Origin of the sequence: Cyclobacterium sp. SYSU L10401 (assembly GCF_010993705.1) — a bacterium.
Lineage (GTDB): Bacteria > Bacteroidota > Bacteroidia > Cytophagales > Cyclobacteriaceae > Cyclobacterium.
On sequence record NZ_WOFO01000003.1, the window covers coordinates 641,452 to 657,971 of the forward strand.

Here is a 16,520-nt window from a genome sequence, read left to right on the forward strand (position 1 = left end):
TATTGAATTTTGCAGGCCTTCAAACCTGGCTCACTTTCGATCAAGGATCCTGTATAGCCAATTGCTTTCAAAAGGTACCCAGACTTCAGCAGTCGTTCCCTTTTCCTTCCGGGAGTGAAATTGTACCCATCCTTTCCATTTTTCCATACGAAACTGAATGTTTCGTATGCCATTTCTGAGACTTTCCCCTGAGGTATCAAAACCGACCCCATTATCCACGACTTTTAAAGATATCCCATGTTTTTGTGGCACAATGGTTATGGTTACATAGGAAGCTTTCGCATGTTTTCGGACATTGGTAAGCAACTCTTTGAAAACCATAAAAAGCTCTCTTCTTTTCTGCATGGACATTTTTTTTCTCCGAAAACCTGAACCCACGACGATTTCGTAATTTATCCCGTCGTTCTCCAGGACTTCACTGGCATGGCGCCTCATGCGTGTAACAATATCAAGAAGGCTTTCGTCAGAAATCTTGATGTTCCAGACAATTTCATCCAGTGCCTCTGCAGAAAGTCTGGCTTCCCTGTCTATTTTCTCCAATGTGTCCATTGGGTCAGCTCCTTTAAGTTTGTTTTTTGAAATAACGGATAGCAGGTGAATATTCGTAAGTTTGGATCCGATTTCATCATGAAGATCAGCAGAGATCGTATTTTTCACCTGTTGAATATGTATGATTTGATTAACCCGGTATTTGTAGGTTCCGTAAAGAAGCAGTATTACCAGGAGCAATACAGCCAAAATAAACCACCATTCCAGCCAAAAGGGAGCCGCTATTGTAATGGTCAAAGCCGCTTGATGGGCTTTGTCATCAGGCGCTTTAGCAGACTTTACCAAAAACTGGTATTCTCCTGGCAACAAATTGGTGTAAGCAGTGTATTTTCGGTTTCCGGCCGCTACCCAATCCTCATCATATCCCTCAAGCTTGTAATAAAATGTGCTTTTATCGGGCGAAATAAAATCAAAAGCGGTGTAAGAAAAACCAAGGGAATGATCATAGTACTTGAGTTGTATTGAATTCTTATAGGTAATCAAGGTATCTGCCTGTACAGGAATATTGCCCACCATGACTTCTGTAAGCACCGTTTTCTTCGAATTGTCAGAAAAGACCAGGTGATCAGGGTCAAAATAGTTTAAACCACTAATGCCTCCAAAATACATGGTTCCCCTTTCCGAACGGTGAAAAGCACCGGTATTAAACTCAGGGCTTTGCAAGCCATCTGATACCGTATAGGCAGAAATTTGTCCGGATTGCAACTGATTGCGGGAAATTTGAAAGTTAAACCGAAAAAGGCCCCGATTGGTGCTTGCCCAAATACAACTGTCGCTTTGCGGTAAGATTCCATAAATCACATTGTTGGGAAGACCATTTTCTTCATTCAGCTGTAGGGTATTTCCTGTTTCCAGGTGCGTCGCAAGTAAGCCTTCGCCCGAAGTACCAATCCAAAGCCATCCTTTATTGATATACAAACTCTTAACTACCGGCCGGGTGGTATCGGAAGGAGAAATATCAAGGTTAGTAAAGGTGCCTGTGTTGGTATTTACCAACTGTACACCATGGATTTTCTCAAACCCAACGGCAAGTGTACTGTCGTTTATGGCGATTATGCTTCTGATACTGTTTTCGTCCTGTTGCTGCAGGTGTACTGGTGTCTTGATAAACCTTTTTATCAGACCCTTATTTTTATCCAACAAAAGCAACCCCGCATCTCGGGTACCTAACCAATATTGACCCTGCCCATTTTCCAAAATGCACCAAATGGTATTATCCGGTATTCGTTCCGATGCGATAGAGGCTTCTTTAAAAAATCTTTTCTTGATTTTTTTAGTAAACCTGTCAAGAATAATTAAGCCATTATCCTGAGTTCCAACCCAAACATCTCCTTTCTTATCCGACAGCAGGGAAACAACCCTATTTGGATTGCCAATGTTGGTATGAATCGGGGGTAAATAAATCGTTTCAAAATCCCTGCTAATGGGATCGTACAACGTTAAACCCTGGCCTGAAGTGCCGATCCAAACCTTGCCGTCCTCACTTGTGGTTATGGATCTGATTTGGTCAATTGAGACATCTTTCGATACATTCTGATTGGTGATACGTCGAAAATTATTGAATTGCTTGTCATAATAGCTTACTCCTCCCCCATCTGTTCCAATCCAGATTCCCCCTTTTTTATCCTCGTAAATAGATAATATATCCTGAAAACCAATTGAAAATGGATTTCGGATATCTGGCATCAAATTGATGAATGTAGCATCTTTTAAATCAATAATATAGAGGCCTTTACCATAGCTTCCTACCCAAAGCTGGTTCAGGTGATCAACATGAATGGCTTCTACAATTAAATCAGACGGAATCTGATCACCTTTGGAACCGGTGAATTTCTCAAAATTCTGCGATGATTGCCCCTTCCTGTATAGTCCCTCATTAAAAGTCCCTACCCAGAGGTTTCCTTCGCGGTCTTCTGTCATCACATGGGTATTAATAGTTTCCAGGTACAATTCAGTTCCGGATGGTTTTACCTCTACTAATCCGGATTTGGTCAGAATCCAGAGATTTTCTTTGCTATCCTGGAAAAAGGTCCGGACCTCGCCGCTATTGAGATGCTCCTCTCCAAAAATGCGGACCTCCTCTTTCCTTGGATTGTAGCATAAAGCGCCTTCATTAAGCGTTCCAATCCATAAATTTCCTTGAACATCAAAAAATAAATCAGTTGCCGGAGGAACGACGATATTCTCTTTACCAATCCGTTCTATTTCTTGAAATTCATGGGTAAATAGGTTGAGGACTTCAAGTTTTCCTCCTTTTGTGATTAACCATAATTCATGCCCGTTTGAGGCGAGTTTCCCCAGTTGGGTATTGTCAGGAGTGGTGATGTCATCAAAGAACTTTTTAAAAACCAGAAACTCATTTCCATCAAAACGGTTCAGGCCATCCTGAGTAGCAAACCAAATAAAGCCGGTGGTATCTTCTACCACGTCTACCACACTATTTTGAGACAGGCCTTCCGAAATGGTAATATTTTTAAAGGTATAATCTCTTTGTTGGGCCCTAAGCGGACATAAACTGCAAAAAAGCAATATAAAAATGATGACAAAAGTTTTCATCTTTGGATTTTAAACAACTTTCTGTATTTCAAATATAAAATATTTGAAATAATAGCCAAGATAAAGCCGTTCAAAAACCAAATATTCTTGAAATAAATATGGTTAATTTAGATAAAAACATTGTTTTTTATTGATATAATTCAATATGAAGAAATTTTTATATATATCAAAAAAAACCACATAAGGCACTTAAGGGCATATTAGAGGGGTGTAAGATTAAAAATCACCCTTCCCTTGATTTAATAGAGGTTATTGTACAAAAAATAGGCAGCAAATAATATTATTAAAAAAGTCTTATGTGTTCTCATGTGGTTAAAAAAAGAACCACATAAGGCACTTAAGGGCATATAAATGGAACCTGCAGCAACGAAATGGTTCTCCCCTTGGTTTAAAAAATTAGTATTGTACAGATTCCATATTAAAAATAATTCTATGTGCTCTCATGTGTCTTATGTGGTTTAAAAAGAACCATATAGGAGGCATTGAAGGGCAAATTAGAGGGCTTCAGGATAGAAAATGGACTGATTTTTATCCAAATTTACTCGGGTTTTAATTTAATTTTGACCTCTACCATCCCGCCAAATGCTTGCAGTGCATTGTATAGGCGGGGATTGGCTCCTGTGCCGCCTGCATTGTTTAAAATCCAAACCCCAATTTTATCATCAAGATTGGTCTTATGTCTACTGAAATCAATCGCTCTTGGAACTTCTTGGTCAGCATTCCATGTATAGGTTTTTCCTTCTACACTGGGCATGGCCTGTTTCTTGAAACCGTAAAATCTAACGGTATACGATTCATGGTTATCTTCCTTTTTGAACGTGGCATTAAGCCAATTTGTAAAGCAATAAGTAGAACAAGGGTTTTCAATTATTTCTACGGTAAGCGGCAAATGTAAAATCTCATAATGCTCATCATTGACCACTTTAATATCCCCCTCAGCAGTCGCATAGTAGGAATAATCATTCTTTCCTTTTGGAGAAAGTGACACCCGAACCGTTATTTGATCGATTCCTTCCTCGATTTCCTCATCCAGTGCCTGATAGGTAATTTGGGGGGTTTGGGTATTTGCTTCACTAAGAAATCCATCAAAAAGCCCATGCTTACCCGTGGTACTCCATTCGTATTTGTAATCAAAGACCTCAGGTTGGTGAAAGGTATCCCCATTGGCCCATTCGACATGTAGGCGAACCTGATCTTTTTTTCTGCCAACCAACGATAATCCATCCGGTTTAACAACCAATTCGGCTGGCTTTACCGTTACCACTGCTTCTGTGCTTCCTACCTTGTCCAGCCGCTCTCCTTGCTTGAGATACGCTTCCACATAAATCGTGTCCACCGCATCGTCAGGAAGTTGCGCGGCGGACTTATTGGAGCGATAATTAACGGTCTTCTGTCCGTTTTCAAATGTTATCCCCTCATTCCCTAAAGCATCTTTTAGAAATCCGTATTGCCCGCTGGTCCGCCATTTGAACAACAATGCCTGGCCATCCGAAAAACCCGACTGGCTGGATACGGTAAAGGGTGTATCTTTAAAGGTCAATACGGAGGTTTCATTGGGAGATAGCTTGATATCGTGCTCAATGGCTTTGACCACAAATTCTTCCAGGGTATTGCTGACGCCTATCTCCCCTGCCAATTTTGCCATATCCACGGCTTTTAAGGTTAAATCAATGACCTTTAGTACTTTCAAATATTTTGATACCTTTTTTTCATTGAGATAATCCCGGTCCAGCTCTATCCAATTCTGGGTGGGTTGATTGGCATAGCGATCCACCACCTTTTTTACGATTTGTTCCTGAAAATATCCTCCCCCCAGATCCACCACCAGGTATTTCATGGTTTCAGTACCAGCACTTTTCCAATTGCCATTCACGAGCATATCCCAGAGATTCGGGTATTTGGCATAAAGGTATTTTACTGCTTCAATAATGACTTCATCACGGAAATAATCTGCATCAAACTCACTGGTCAGCTCACCAAATACCTCTCCCATGATGGGAAGTACAAAGTCAAAAGCAAATTGGCGGAGCATCAGATCCCGGAAGGCATCCTTTTCGGTCGCTGTCAGGGTATAATTTGCCGTACCACGGAAACTTGGCCCGATCAACCGTACTTTATATCGGGTTTCCTTTTCGCCGGGACCCAACGTTATAGGTATAGGTTCAGTTTCCACCATGGCATAATCCATCCCCTTTCCCGAAACCCAGTCTGCTATGGTGCCCATGGTACCCCCAAACGCTGCGGTGCCGGTAACACTTACATCTTGGTCAGCTACGTCGTTTCCCCTGATATTTTCCTTTACAATCTGTAAGGTGTTTTCTTCGTCTTCCTTATTTATGAAAGCATGCTTGTAAATAAAAGCCTTGGCCAATCTTCTGTAATAGTTTTGTATTTTAATGGTCTGGGGATCGTTTTCGTAAACCTGTATTCCACTCGCTTTTCCGGTACGGTCTACGTTGATCTGCCGGCTTCTGATATCAATCAGATCGGCATCTTTTTCGAATGCCTGCGTAAGGCCCTCCAAGGCATCCTGAAAAAGTCCCTTTTCCAAAAAATAGGGGTCAGACCCGGCAAGTCCCTTGATCTGAGTTTTGAATTCGGCAATCTCTCCGACTTTATCCATGCTTTGAAAAAATTCCTGCTGGACTTGTTCAGGGAAATACCACATTCCCAATCCCATATAGGCCAATGCCTCCGAAGTGGACATGAAATCGATGGTTTTATGATTGGCACTGATCAGCCCCATCATCACCAAATTCTCCTCTTTATCGAATACATAGGCAATTCTGGAAACTCCCGGAGGCAAAACAACTTTTGAATTACCGGTTGGATCGATGGAAAAATCCATTAATCCGGTGGAAACAATTCCCCCTGATAGATCCAACCCTTCAGGAATCAGGATGTTTACATCCACGGTGGGAAGATCAGTATCCTCGCCGCCTTCATCCGGAACGGGATCTTCTACACCGGGGTTTTGACTTATTGGTTGGGTAGGCTCCTCGGTCTCCTTACATGAGTTAAAGACCAGCAGCAGTACCAGCAGCATTAAAAGAGCAGATGATAATTTCATAATTGTACCAAATTAGGATGTTACCTATACATCGGAAAGAAAGTAAAAAGTCACCAATAAATTTAAACTTTATTTTTTCAATAAATACCAATAGGTCCGCAAACTTTTTGTAAGGTTAAGAAAAAGAACCGCATAAAGCACTTAAGGGCATATTAGAGGGGTTTGAGATGGAAAAACATCCTTCCCTCGCTTTACTAGAGGCTATTGTATAAAAAATAGGCAGCAAAAAATATTATTAAAAAAGTCTTATGTGTCCTTATGTGGTTAAAAAAAGACCATATAAGGCACAGAAGGGCATAAAAATGGAACCTGCAGCAAAGCAATGATTCTCCCCTTAGTTTAAAAATCAGTATAGTACAGACTCCGTATTAAAAATAATCCTATGTGTTCTCATGTGTCTTATATGGTTCAAAAAAAGATTGTCATTTCAGACCTGAAAAATAAATTCTTAGGCAACCATTATCCATTCGATTAATCTTTTATTCCATTAAAGTTGAAAGGTTTAGGTAAATTGGCCATTAAATATTCTATCGTCATATAAAACCCGAAAAACATGCCATTAATAAAAGGCTGTGAGAATTATCCTTGGATTAATTTTTTGCAAGCAGGAAAAATTTTGATCCTGTTGGTTGTAGTGCTGCCTGGGTTATACAATCTCTCTTTGGCCCAAGAAAACACTGTCAGGCTCGTAGAAGATGGCGGCACTGGGTCCTATCCTGCCATCATGGAGCAAGCCCCTTCATTACCCACTCACACCGTATTTAGACCTCGGAATCTGAGTGAATTTGGCGAAAATGAAAAATTGCCCATCATCGCCTGGGGAAATGGAGCTTGCGCCAACTCCCCCTGGGAACACGTAAATTTTTTAAGTGAAGTGGCATCCCATGGATTTCTGGTTATAGCGCTTGGGCCTATGCCCAAGGAGGGTGAGAAAGGGACCGGCAAGTCAACTTCCCCTCAAATGATAGCCGCTATCGATTGGGCAATCGCCAGTAGTGAAGATGAGAATAGTCCCTACTATAAAAGAGTGGATACCACAAAAATTGCAGTGAGCGGCATGTCTTGTGGTGGATTACAGACCTTGGAAGTCGCGCCGGATCCAAGGGTCACTACCGTGGTGGTATGCAATAGTGGCATACTTCCGAAACCAGGTGATGGCATGCCCGGTATGCCCAGCCTGGACAAAGCACAACTCAAAAAGCTGCACACGCCTACCCTGTACTTGCTGGGTGGTGAAAAGGACATTGCCTATAACAATGGAATGGATGATTTCAATCGGATCGACCATGTTCCTGTGTTCGTAGGTAATATGAATGTGGGTCATGGCGGCACCTATGCCCGTACGCATGGTGGTGAGTTTGCCAGGGTAGCAACAGCCTGGTACAAGTGGCAGTTAAAAGGAGACCTGGATGCAGGGACGTTGTTTTCAGGAGATCCCAGCGGCCTTGCTCAATCCCGGGAATGGACAGTACAAAAAAAGAACATTCCCTGAAATGGTGTAGATTGGTTATGAAATCCACAGCGGGATTTTATGGCCTGAAGGAAAAATGGAAGGAGAGGCATCAGGATCTTTTGATGAGTTGCTTAAGCGCGCCAGTGAAGCAGTGAGAGATGTTGACCCGGAGATCAATATTATGGTCCATAGGGTACTTGAGCAAGTGATAAATGGAAATATCAAAAAATATGGGGTGGTCGTACTCAATCGAAGGGTGTAAGATACGGCTAATTGCCCCCATTTCCCTACCCGCTTTCAGATGATAAGAAAAAATCGTTTATTTGTTTTTTGATAATCAAGAAATCCACCTTCAATAAATCAAACGCTTACTACATGAAAAAGATACCACAGATTGTAATGGCCTTGCTCCTGTTTGCGACTTTCAGTTGCAATAATGCCAAAAAAGGAGAAGAAACCGAAACACAGGCAAGTGCAGAGAGCTTCGAGTTGGTCAGAGATTCGACCAAAGTCAGCTTTGTGGCCTATAAAACCACCGATAAAGTTCCTGTTGGCGGGGAATTTACCAATATCAACATCTCTGATTTTGGATCCGGAGACACCGCTTTGGAAGCCATGGATGGTACGGAATTCAGTATTCCGGTCAGCAGTTTGTTTACCAACGATCCCACTGGGACCAGGGACCCAAAAATCCTGGAATTTTTCTTCGGTGCCCTGGAGAATACCGAGCTGATTTCCGGGGTATTTAAAGTTGGGGCGGATAAGCAATGTGCCATTGATGTAACGCTAAACGGACAAACCGAGACCATCCCACTGACCTACACCACCGAAAACGATACCAAATTTGTTTTTGACGGGGTCATGGACCTGGCCAACTGGGATGCCCTGGGAGCAGTAGCATCTATTAATAAAGCTTGCGAGGCCTTACATACCGGATCAGATGGTGTAAGTAAAACCTGGAGCGAAGTGGCTGTACACGCAGAAGTGTTGCTGGCTAAATTGTAATGCTTCATTCCAACCAAAGAAAGCCCCTACAGGAATAATTTTCCTACAGGGGCTTTTTATTTTAAGGATAAATAATCAGCCTCTTACTCCAGCGCAGTTCCCCGTATAGTTGGCCTGCCGTCAGGGCAACAAATTGCAGTCGGGCTATTACCCTTTTCAGTGCCCCTACACCAAAGCCTTTCCCTGCAAATACGTATTTTTTTGAAGAAATAATTGGCATTACCGGCTGTCCGTTTCCTTCATCCACCAGGAAAGCCTTCTGGGAAACCTGCTTGACTTGGAGGGAAAAGGACATTTGAATGGTGGAAACTATAAAGATTAGAAGCGCATTATTTGCACCAGTACCCGGCCGGAAAGGATGGTCTGTCCTGAAGTAAATCGAAGCTAATCAAATAATTATGACATTATTTGAGGCCTCCGCATCCGGTATCCGGGAAGGAATTGAGGTGTATTCCGCCGTAGCGGCCTTATGAACTTTTTCCCATTGGTAATAAATTTTTTCTTTACTTTTGGCGCAGTGCAAGGAGAATAGATCTGGCCAGGGGCCAAAAAATGAACCTGCGGTCGTAAGTATTCCGGACGGCATAGAAAATTTTAGCGAATGAATTTACAAATACTACACCGGCTTGCCTTATAGACCAGCATATTTGGAATCATAGCCTTTATTTCTGATTTTGGATATACACAAAGTGATCGATCTCAACAGTTACTTGATGGGTTTTATTTTGTAGTCCTTGGAATCGGTATCGTTTCCACCTTGACTAGATACCTTTACAACAAGTCCCTGATCAAAAGAAAAGTATTTGTTTTTGATTTTTTGTCGGTTTGTTTTACGTTATGGGTTTTTTACTTGTTTTTATTTGTAGGCGTTCCCTTTGAGACAGACTTGTTGCTGGAAAACCCCATCTGGGTTAGAATTGCTGTGCTATTTACCTTTATCCGGGAATTTTCCGAAGTGAAGTTAAATTATAAAAGAACGGTACTAAATCCCGCACAGCTTTTTGTTGCGAGTTTTCTACTCATTATTTTATTGGGAACCTTTCTCCTCATGTTGCCTAAAGCCACCCATGAGGGCATTTCCTTTATTGATGCCTTGTTTACTTCTACCAGTGCAGTATGTGTGACTGGCCTTATTGTAGTGGATACGGGCAGCTATTTTACGGAATTTGGTCAAATCATCCTGATGTTCCTTATCCAGATCGGGGGCTTGGGAATCCTGACTTTCGCCAGCTATTTCGGCTATTTTTTTAAAGGTGGTTCTACCTACGAAAACCAACTTGCGCTTACCGATATCACCAGTTCAAAAACGATTGGCGAAGTCTTCTCTACCCTAAAATACATTATCCTGATTACCTTCAGTATTGAATTGGTTTCTGGAATACTGATTTACAGTAGTTTAAATGCAGATCATTTTCCCTCTCAGTATGAGCGGATTTTTTTCTCTGTTTTCCACGCTATTTCTGCCTTCTGCAATGCCGGATTTTCTACTTTGCCAAATAGCCTTTACGAAAGTGATTTCAAATTCAACTACATGCTCCAGTTAACGGTAATCGGCACCTTTGTTTTGGGGGGACTTGGTTTTCCGATAGTTGCAAACACAATAAATTACCTTAAATACCGGGTAAGAAAGTTGTTTTCTTTTGGAAAAAACCGCTGGGGGTACCGCCCCTGGATATTGAACCTGAACAGTCGTATCACTTTGATTACCACTTTTTCTATCACTGCTGTCGCTTTTGTTGGTTTTTATTTATTGGAGTACAACAATGCCCTATCCTAGCATCAGGGCTTCGGAAAGCTGGTTACCGCACTTTTTGGAGCTACTACCCCACGAACCGCAGGATTTAACTCAATCGATACCGCCTCCATGCTTTTTCCCACCACCATGATGGTATTTTTGCTGATGTGGATTGGAGCATCCCCCGCCTCTACAGGAGGTGGGATCAAGACCAGTACATTTGCCATCGCAACATTAAACATGCTGAGTTTGGCCAAGGGCAAAGATCGGATGGAAGTTTTCGGAAGGGAAATCGCTGCCATTTCTGTCAGGCGGGCTTTTGCCGTTATATCGCTTTCGCTGATAGTCATAGGCCTGGGCATCATGGCCATATCCTTATTTGAAAAGGATAAAAACCTGATGGATATCGGATTTGAATGCTTCTCCGCCTACAGTACGGTTGGCCTGAGCCTGGGTATCACTGCAGACCTGGCCAATGAAAGTAGATTAATAATTACAGCCATCATGTTTGTGGGCAGGGTAAGCATGCTGACCATCATCATTGCGGTATTCCGGAAAGTAAAAAGTAAAAACTACCGGTATCCCACAGAAAAACTAACCATTAACTAAAAAGAACAGATGAAATCGACACGATTAAAATCATCATTAAACACACAGGGCAACGATGATTTTAATCGTCAAAGATTCCATCTGACCATTAAAAATCAAATTATAAACAGATGAAATCGAGCATGACGCAATCGTCACACAGAGGGATGATTATTATTGCGAGATTCTCCCGATTAAGGATCGGGACAGGCTATGTGGCCATTAAAAATCAATTATAAACACATGAAATATCTTATCGTAGGATTGGGAAATTTCGGTGCCTCGCTGGCCCAAAAACTCACCGCACAAGGAAATGAAGTCATCGGAATAGACACCCGGATGGAAAAGGTGGATTTGTACAAGGAAAAAATATCCCATACCATTCGTATGGACGCAACGGATGAGTTTACGGTGAGCGGCTTGCCGTTAGAGGATACTGATGTGGTTATTGTAGCCATAGGAGAAGATCAGGGATCCAATATCATGACCACCGCCCTCTTTAAAAACCTGCAGGTAAAACGCCTGATCAGCAGGGCCATCAACAGCCTTCATGAGAAAGTGTTGGTGGCCATTGGGGTAGACGAAATCGTGCATCCCGAAGAAGAAACTGCCGAACGCTGGGCAAAAAAGTTATGCCTAAACAATGTGGTGGACTCTTTCGAAATAAGTGATGATTTCAGCATCATTGAAGCCAAGGTTCCAAAAGATTGTATCGGTAAGACCATACGGGAAGTAGGCTTCCGCCTCAAATACAACCTGCTCGTCCTTACCATTATGAAAAAAACCGAAGTGAAAAGCATATTGGGGAAAAGCCGGACAGAAATGAGAATACAAGGAATAGCTACCCCAGATCAAAACCTGGAAGCATCGGATATTTTGGTATTATACGGTGCCAACAATGACCTCCAGGATTTCCTGAAACAAAAAGGAAACGATAGCTAGGGTCTGCTGAAAAACCCATGCCAAATATCCCCCATTTAGCCCCCCATAAAAAAATAAAAACCCTCCCCTATTGATGTACAATAAGAAAGGGTTTTAACTGGTAGAGAGTGGGGGATTCGAACCCCCGGTACGCTGTTAGGCGTACGACAGTTTAGCAAACTGCTGGTTTAAGCCACTCACCCAACTCTCTATTTTGATGCAAATATAATCGAATATTTTCCATTTAAACAAAATCAACGGACCAAATAATTGGTGATTTTTGGTTTAAAAAGCGTTCTTTCCGGTAAGGTTCTGTGAACCATTAGGATTAATAACTAGGTACCAGGCTTAACTTTTTTGGATACAAACAGAGCTTTAGCCAGTTTTGGCGGGATCGATTCTTTAATTCCCCTTCCAATAATTCATCATCAACATGCATCGACCCTTCAAAGTTGATCAATACCTCCCTCGCTTTTAGTGCCAAATCAAATCGATAATGATCCGTTTGTTTCTGATGTTCGATAAACCGTTCAATTTTTTCTTTCTCGGCTTTCGTTATTAAAATGACATCCAAATACTGGTCTTCAGGGTCCGCATTTGGTGCTAAATGGAGATTTGGACCCATAAAGGGCGTATTCATCACTTCTATCCATACGTATTCTCCGGAATAATCCCTTCCATCGACTTCTATTTGGTAGTGGGATGATTTGAGGTCATTAATGGAATCCTTTAATTTTTTCAGTCCAAATGCCACTTTGTCATCCGGACTTCTGTTCCACCGTTTTTTTTCTTTTTTTATTCTGGCTAGTGTATCAGCAAACAACCCCCACCCTACCGATTCAAAAAAATAGTGCGTTTTCCCCTCTTGCTCCAAATATCCTATACTAAGAGGTGTTGTTTTCTTGTTTTTCCAATTACGTACTATTTTGCCCAAATAATCATCAAGGTTTAGGCTTTCTGCCATATTATTGGCGTTTCCCAATGGCAAAATCGCGAAAGGTACAGGGTTCTGTATTATTTTTTTTAATACTTCCTGTACCGTACCGTCCCCCCCAGCAATTAGCAAAAAATCACATTTTATCATAAGGAAATTGCTTAGATCAACTGATTTTTTATTGAATGCTAGAACATTGGCCCCGTGGTCTTTAAGCCTTTTCACAATACTTGCAATGGAATGACTTCCATCACCTGCCGTTTCATTATAGATAAGGTTGATATGCATCTTTTTCCAATTATTCCATTTTATCGCCCGATTTTTGTACCTTAAATGTAACGTTTGAAACCAAAATTTATGTAAATGAAAATATTAATAACAAACGACGACGGCATATATAGTCCTGGCATTTTAGCTCTTGCGGAAATAGCCGCTGATTTTGGCGATGTCAGAATTGTTGCTCCGGACGTTGAGCAATCATCCATGGGCCACGCCATCACCGCATCCCGTCCACTTTCTTATAAAAAGACCAAAATTGGCCATTTTGAAGCTTTTCGGGTTAACGGCACACCGGCAGACTGTGTATCTCTCGGCTGCTTTCACTGGGATAAGGTGGACATGGTATTGTCTGGCATCAATATAGGCTCCAACCTCGGTAATTCGATGTGGCATTCAGGTACGCTGGCAGGTGCCAAACAAGCTGCCCTTTTGGGCATTAAAGGAATCGCCTTTAGCACCCCGAGCCACCAAGCGGAAATCGAATTTCATGCCATAAAACAATTCGCCTCAAACATATTGAAAATCCTGACCGAGGAAAAAGAAAGCCCTCCCCTTGTCAACGTCAACTTCCCAATTAACCCACGTGGCATCGTATGGGCCAGGCAATCTGTCCGCCATTACGATGGTATAGTCAAACCTGCCGAAGACCCAATGGGAAGACAGCATTATTGGTTTACCGTGGAACCTATTGAAGAAGCAGAAGAAGGAACCGATCGTTGGGCGGTAAACCACGGCCTTGTTTCCCTGACGCCTTTAAGCCTTGATCTTACTAATAATACGGAATTAGAGCGCATGTTACAAAAACATTACTTTCCGAGCCCAAAATCCTGAACAAACTTTCGGTCAATGATTCCAGCACTTAAATTAAATTCCCTTTGAAATACTGCTTAAATCATTTTCTTTGCACTTTGTTTTAAATGCATCAAAATGAAAATAATTGCCATCGGCCGTAACTACGCCGCTCATATAGAAGAATTGCAAAACGAAAAGCCCACTGAACCGGTGGTTTTCCTTAAACCGGATACGGCTTTATTGAAAAACAATGAGCCCTTTTATCATCCTGAATTTTCTGAAAATATCCACCATGAAGTGGAATTGGTCCTGAAAATCAAAAAAGAAGGCAAATACATTGATCCAAAATTCGCCCGTAACTACTACAATGAAATCGGAATTGGTATCGATTTTACCGCCCGGGACCTGCAGCAAAAATGTAAGGAAAAGGGATTGCCCTGGGAAATTGCCAAAGCCTTTAATGGGTCCGCTCCTATCGGCGAATTTCGACCGATAGCCAATTACCCCGATGTAGCCAATATCAGTTTTCACCTGGACGTAAATGGAGAACGCCGGCAAACCGGCAATACCTCCCTATTGCTTTTTTCGTTTGATGTGATTTTGGCTTATGTTTCGCAGTTTTTTACCCTTAAAACAGGAGATTTAATTTTTACCGGCACCCCTGCAGGAGTAGGAAAAGTTGCTATCGGTGACCGGTTGGAGGCTTATGTGGAGCAAGAAAAATTACTGGACTTTGAAGTTAAATAAAACCCTTTTTTGCCTGTTTTTAATACTGCTTGCCATCACGCTCCTCTCACAGACAGCTAAGGATTATTACCTTTTCCCCATTAAACCGGGAAAACAGAATTTTTTGGCGGGCAATATGGCAGAAATCAGACCCAATCACTTTCATACCGGACTGGACATCAAAACCGAAGGAAGGCAGGGCCTGCCGGTATATGCGGCTGCCGATGGGTATGTTTCCCGCATTAAAATATCCAGCTTTGGTTATGGCAATGTCATCTTTCTCAAACACCCCAATGGCAGCTCTACCGTGTATGCCCACTTGCGGAATTTTGAGGAACCCATTGCCAGCTACATGAAATCCAAAATCTATGAGGCCCGGCAAAACGAGCTGGAATATTTTCCGGAAGCCGGTGAAGTTCCGGTCAAAAAGGGAGATGTCATCGCCCTCTCAGGCAACACCGGCAGTTCGGGTGGGCCACATTTGCACTTTGAAATCAGAGATTCCCTGAACAGGGCCATAGATCCCCTACATGCAGGTTTTGCGGAAATAAAGGATACCACCTCTCCCATAGTGAGAAGGGTGGCCATTACCCCCCTGGATCAGAACAGCCGGGTAAATGGCATGTTTCGCAGACAGGAGTTTTCCCTGATCTATAGCAATGGTGCCTTCCGGGTACCCCCAACCATCAACATTTCCGGAAAAGTAGGTATAGAAATTCTGGCCTATGACCAGCTCGATGAAATGTACAACCAAAATGGATTTCCCATTTATGAAATTTATGATCAGGAGAACCGGATCTTCAAATCAGAGGTTAATGAGGTGAATTTTAATATTGGCCGGTTTATCCTGGTCCACACTTACCGCAACCGATATACCCGGCTCTATAAGAAACCGAACAATAAATTTGATTTTTACGAGCCCGATTCGGCGTTTAGCGGAGCCATTAGTGCCCAACCCGGTATCAATAAAGAGATCCGGGTAAAACTCAAGGATGCCTATGCCAACGAAACAGATCTGATACTGGATTTTTTCGGGGAAGAAGCCCCTGAACTGCTGAGGAATTTCAACTATACCTCCGGCAATAAAAGCCTGGATTATGATGAAAACCACCTGATCATCAATGCGCCGCCTTCAGAAAATGGCAGCCTGGCCAAGTTTTATGTAAATGGCTATATCATGGAAATACCCTATGCCTATGAGGGAACCAATAAAAGAACCTATCTTTGGGACATGCGACTGGGTATCCCTGACTCGGTGGATGTTTGTACCGAAACGTTTATTCCTGAAGTAAATGCGGTCATTCCCTCAGAAAAGGAAATCCATTTCAATGATGGGCGTTTGACCCTGACTTTCGATAAGGAAACACTGCTGGATGACCTTTACCTGCGGCTGAACCCTTTCCGGGATGGAGATGCGGAGGGCATCAGCATTAATGATCCCTACGAATATTTATGGAACCCCATGCACATCTCCTACCATGCACCGGATTTTCAGGGGGATAAATCCAAAACACATATGTACCTTCTTTATGATAATGGGTATAAAAATTTTCAAGGAGGTACCTGGGAGGGTAACAGTATTCACTTTTCCACCACAAATTTCGGCAAATTCATACTCGCCACAGATACTGTTCCCCCAGGCATACGACCCATCCGTGTCAACCGCAATGAATTGCGCTTCGTTATCCGGGATGGTATGTCCGGAATCAGGGATTTTGAGGCCTGTGTAGATGGGGAATGGATACAGATGCGGTATGAACACAAGCAGTCCGTGATATGGTCCGATCCTCCTTCTGGCAAGTCCCTTCAGGGGGAGGTAATTTTAAAAGTAAGGGATCGGGCAAATAACGAGTCCATTTATAGGAGAAAAATTTAATTTATTACGATATTTAAGGCCTCAAATTAATTTGCT

Annotated in this window: 11 protein-coding genes, 1 tRNA gene and 1 pseudogene; 8 read left to right on the plus strand and 5 right to left on the minus strand. The window is 42.3% G+C overall.

From position 1 onward, the window contains the following. Positions 1-30: 30 nt before the first annotated feature. Positions 31-3,105: a sensor histidine kinase gene (locus tag GL182_RS10485; protein ID WP_163379600.1), complete on the minus strand. Its 3,075-nt coding sequence runs from the start codon at positions 3,103-3,105 to the stop codon at positions 31-33. Positions 3,106-3,643: 538 nt separating this feature from the next. Then, the gene (locus GL182_RS10490; RefSeq protein ID WP_163379601.1) at positions 3,644-6,175 is read right to left on the minus strand and encodes a hypothetical protein; all 2,532 of its coding nucleotides are present in this window, start codon (positions 6,173-6,175) and stop codon (positions 3,644-3,646) included. 553 nt (positions 6,176-6,728) lie between these two features. On the opposite strand from GL182_RS10490, the gene GL182_RS10495 reads away from it, so the two are divergent. The 3 genes from GL182_RS10495 to GL182_RS10505 all read left to right on the plus strand — a co-directional run bounded on the left by GL182_RS10495 (position 6,729) and on the right by GL182_RS10505 (position 8,633). After that, positions 6,729-7,667 carry an alpha/beta hydrolase gene (locus GL182_RS10495; RefSeq protein ID WP_240469772.1) on the plus strand — a complete coding sequence of 313 codons (939 nt, stop codon included), beginning with the start codon at positions 6,729-6,731 and terminating at the stop codon, positions 7,665-7,667. A 22-nt stretch (positions 7,668-7,689) separates the two neighbouring features. Continuing rightward, entirely contained in the window at positions 7,690-7,890 is a 201-nt protein-coding gene (locus GL182_RS10500; protein WP_262889337.1) for an arabinogalactan endo-1,4-beta-galactosidase, read from the plus strand. Positions 7,891-8,003: 113 nt separating this feature from the next. Beyond that, positions 8,004-8,633, plus strand: coding sequence for a YceI family protein (locus GL182_RS10505; RefSeq protein WP_163379602.1), 630 nt, complete (start codon positions 8,004-8,006; stop codon positions 8,631-8,633). Between the two features lie 61 nt (positions 8,634-8,694). Here GL182_RS10505 and GL182_RS10510 read toward each other — a convergent pair whose 3' ends face one another. After that, on the minus strand, positions 8,695-8,928 hold the full coding sequence (locus GL182_RS10510; RefSeq protein ID WP_163379603.1) for a hypothetical protein: 234 nt from the start codon (positions 8,926-8,928) through the stop codon (positions 8,695-8,697). Positions 8,929-9,555: 627 nt separating this feature from the next. On the opposite strand from GL182_RS10510, the pseudogene GL182_RS24255 reads away from it, so the two are divergent. Together GL182_RS24255 and GL182_RS10520 are read left to right on the plus strand one after the other, a co-directional pair. After that, positions 9,556-10,977, plus strand: a pseudogene (locus GL182_RS24255) (TrkH family potassium uptake protein). Positions 10,978-11,199: 222 nt separating this feature from the next. Continuing rightward, positions 11,200-11,898 carry a potassium channel family protein gene (locus GL182_RS10520; protein ID WP_163379604.1) on the plus strand — a complete coding sequence of 233 codons (699 nt, stop codon included), beginning with the start codon at positions 11,200-11,202 and terminating at the stop codon, positions 11,896-11,898. Positions 11,899-11,996: 98 nt separating this feature from the next. On the opposite strand, the gene GL182_RS10525 is transcribed toward GL182_RS10520, so the two are convergent. Beyond that, positions 11,997-12,088, minus strand: a tRNA-Ser gene (locus GL182_RS10525). 117 nt (positions 12,089-12,205) lie between these two features. Next, a complete protein-coding gene (locus GL182_RS10530) occupies positions 12,206-13,099 on the minus strand; it encodes a diacylglycerol/lipid kinase family protein (RefSeq protein WP_163379605.1) in 894 nt (297 codons plus the stop codon). A 75-nt stretch (positions 13,100-13,174) separates the two neighbouring features. On the opposite strand from GL182_RS10530, the gene surE reads away from it, so the two are divergent. From surE to GL182_RS10545, 3 genes are all read left to right on the plus strand, one after another. Beyond that, entirely contained in the window at positions 13,175-13,921 is a 747-nt protein-coding gene (gene surE / locus GL182_RS10535) for a 5'/3'-nucleotidase SurE (RefSeq protein ID WP_163379606.1), read from the plus strand. Positions 13,922-14,017: 96 nt separating this feature from the next. Beyond that, complete coding sequence (locus GL182_RS10540) at positions 14,018-14,629, plus strand: fumarylacetoacetate hydrolase family protein (RefSeq protein WP_163379607.1); 612 nt, start codon at positions 14,018-14,020, stop codon at positions 14,627-14,629. Next, positions 14,616-16,484, plus strand: a complete 1,869-nt coding sequence (locus tag GL182_RS10545) for a M23 family metallopeptidase (protein WP_240469773.1) — start codon at positions 14,616-14,618, stop codon at positions 16,482-16,484. Before GL182_RS10540 ends, GL182_RS10545 begins: the two co-directional genes overlap by 14 nt. The last annotated feature ends 36 nt before the right edge of the window (positions 16,485-16,520 follow it).

Coding starts and splice junctions, on each gene's coding strand:
- GL182_RS10485 (WP_163379600.1), bottom strand. CDS start 3,105: ATGAAAACTTTTGTCATCATTTTTATATTGCTTTTTTGCAGTTTATGT.
- GL182_RS10490 (WP_163379601.1), bottom strand. CDS start 6,175: ATGAAATTATCATCTGCTCTTTTAATGCTGCTGGTACTGCTGCTGGTC.
- GL182_RS10495 (WP_240469772.1), top strand. CDS start 6,729: ATGCCATTAATAAAAGGCTGTGAGAATTATCCTTGGATTAATTTTTTG.
- GL182_RS10505 (WP_163379602.1), top strand. CDS start 8,004: ATGAAAAAGATACCACAGATTGTAATGGCCTTGCTCCTGTTTGCGACT.
- GL182_RS10510 (WP_163379603.1), bottom strand. CDS start 8,928: ATGTCCTTTTCCCTCCAAGTCAAGCAGGTTTCCCAGAAGGCTTTCCTG.
- GL182_RS10520 (WP_163379604.1), top strand. CDS start 11,200: ATGAAATATCTTATCGTAGGATTGGGAAATTTCGGTGCCTCGCTGGCC.
- GL182_RS10530 (WP_163379605.1), bottom strand. CDS start 13,099: ATGCATATCAACCTTATCTATAATGAAACGGCAGGTGATGGAAGTCAT.
- surE (WP_163379606.1), top strand. CDS start 13,175: ATGAAAATATTAATAACAAACGACGACGGCATATATAGTCCTGGCATT.
- GL182_RS10540 (WP_163379607.1), top strand. CDS start 14,018: ATGAAAATAATTGCCATCGGCCGTAACTACGCCGCTCATATAGAAGAA.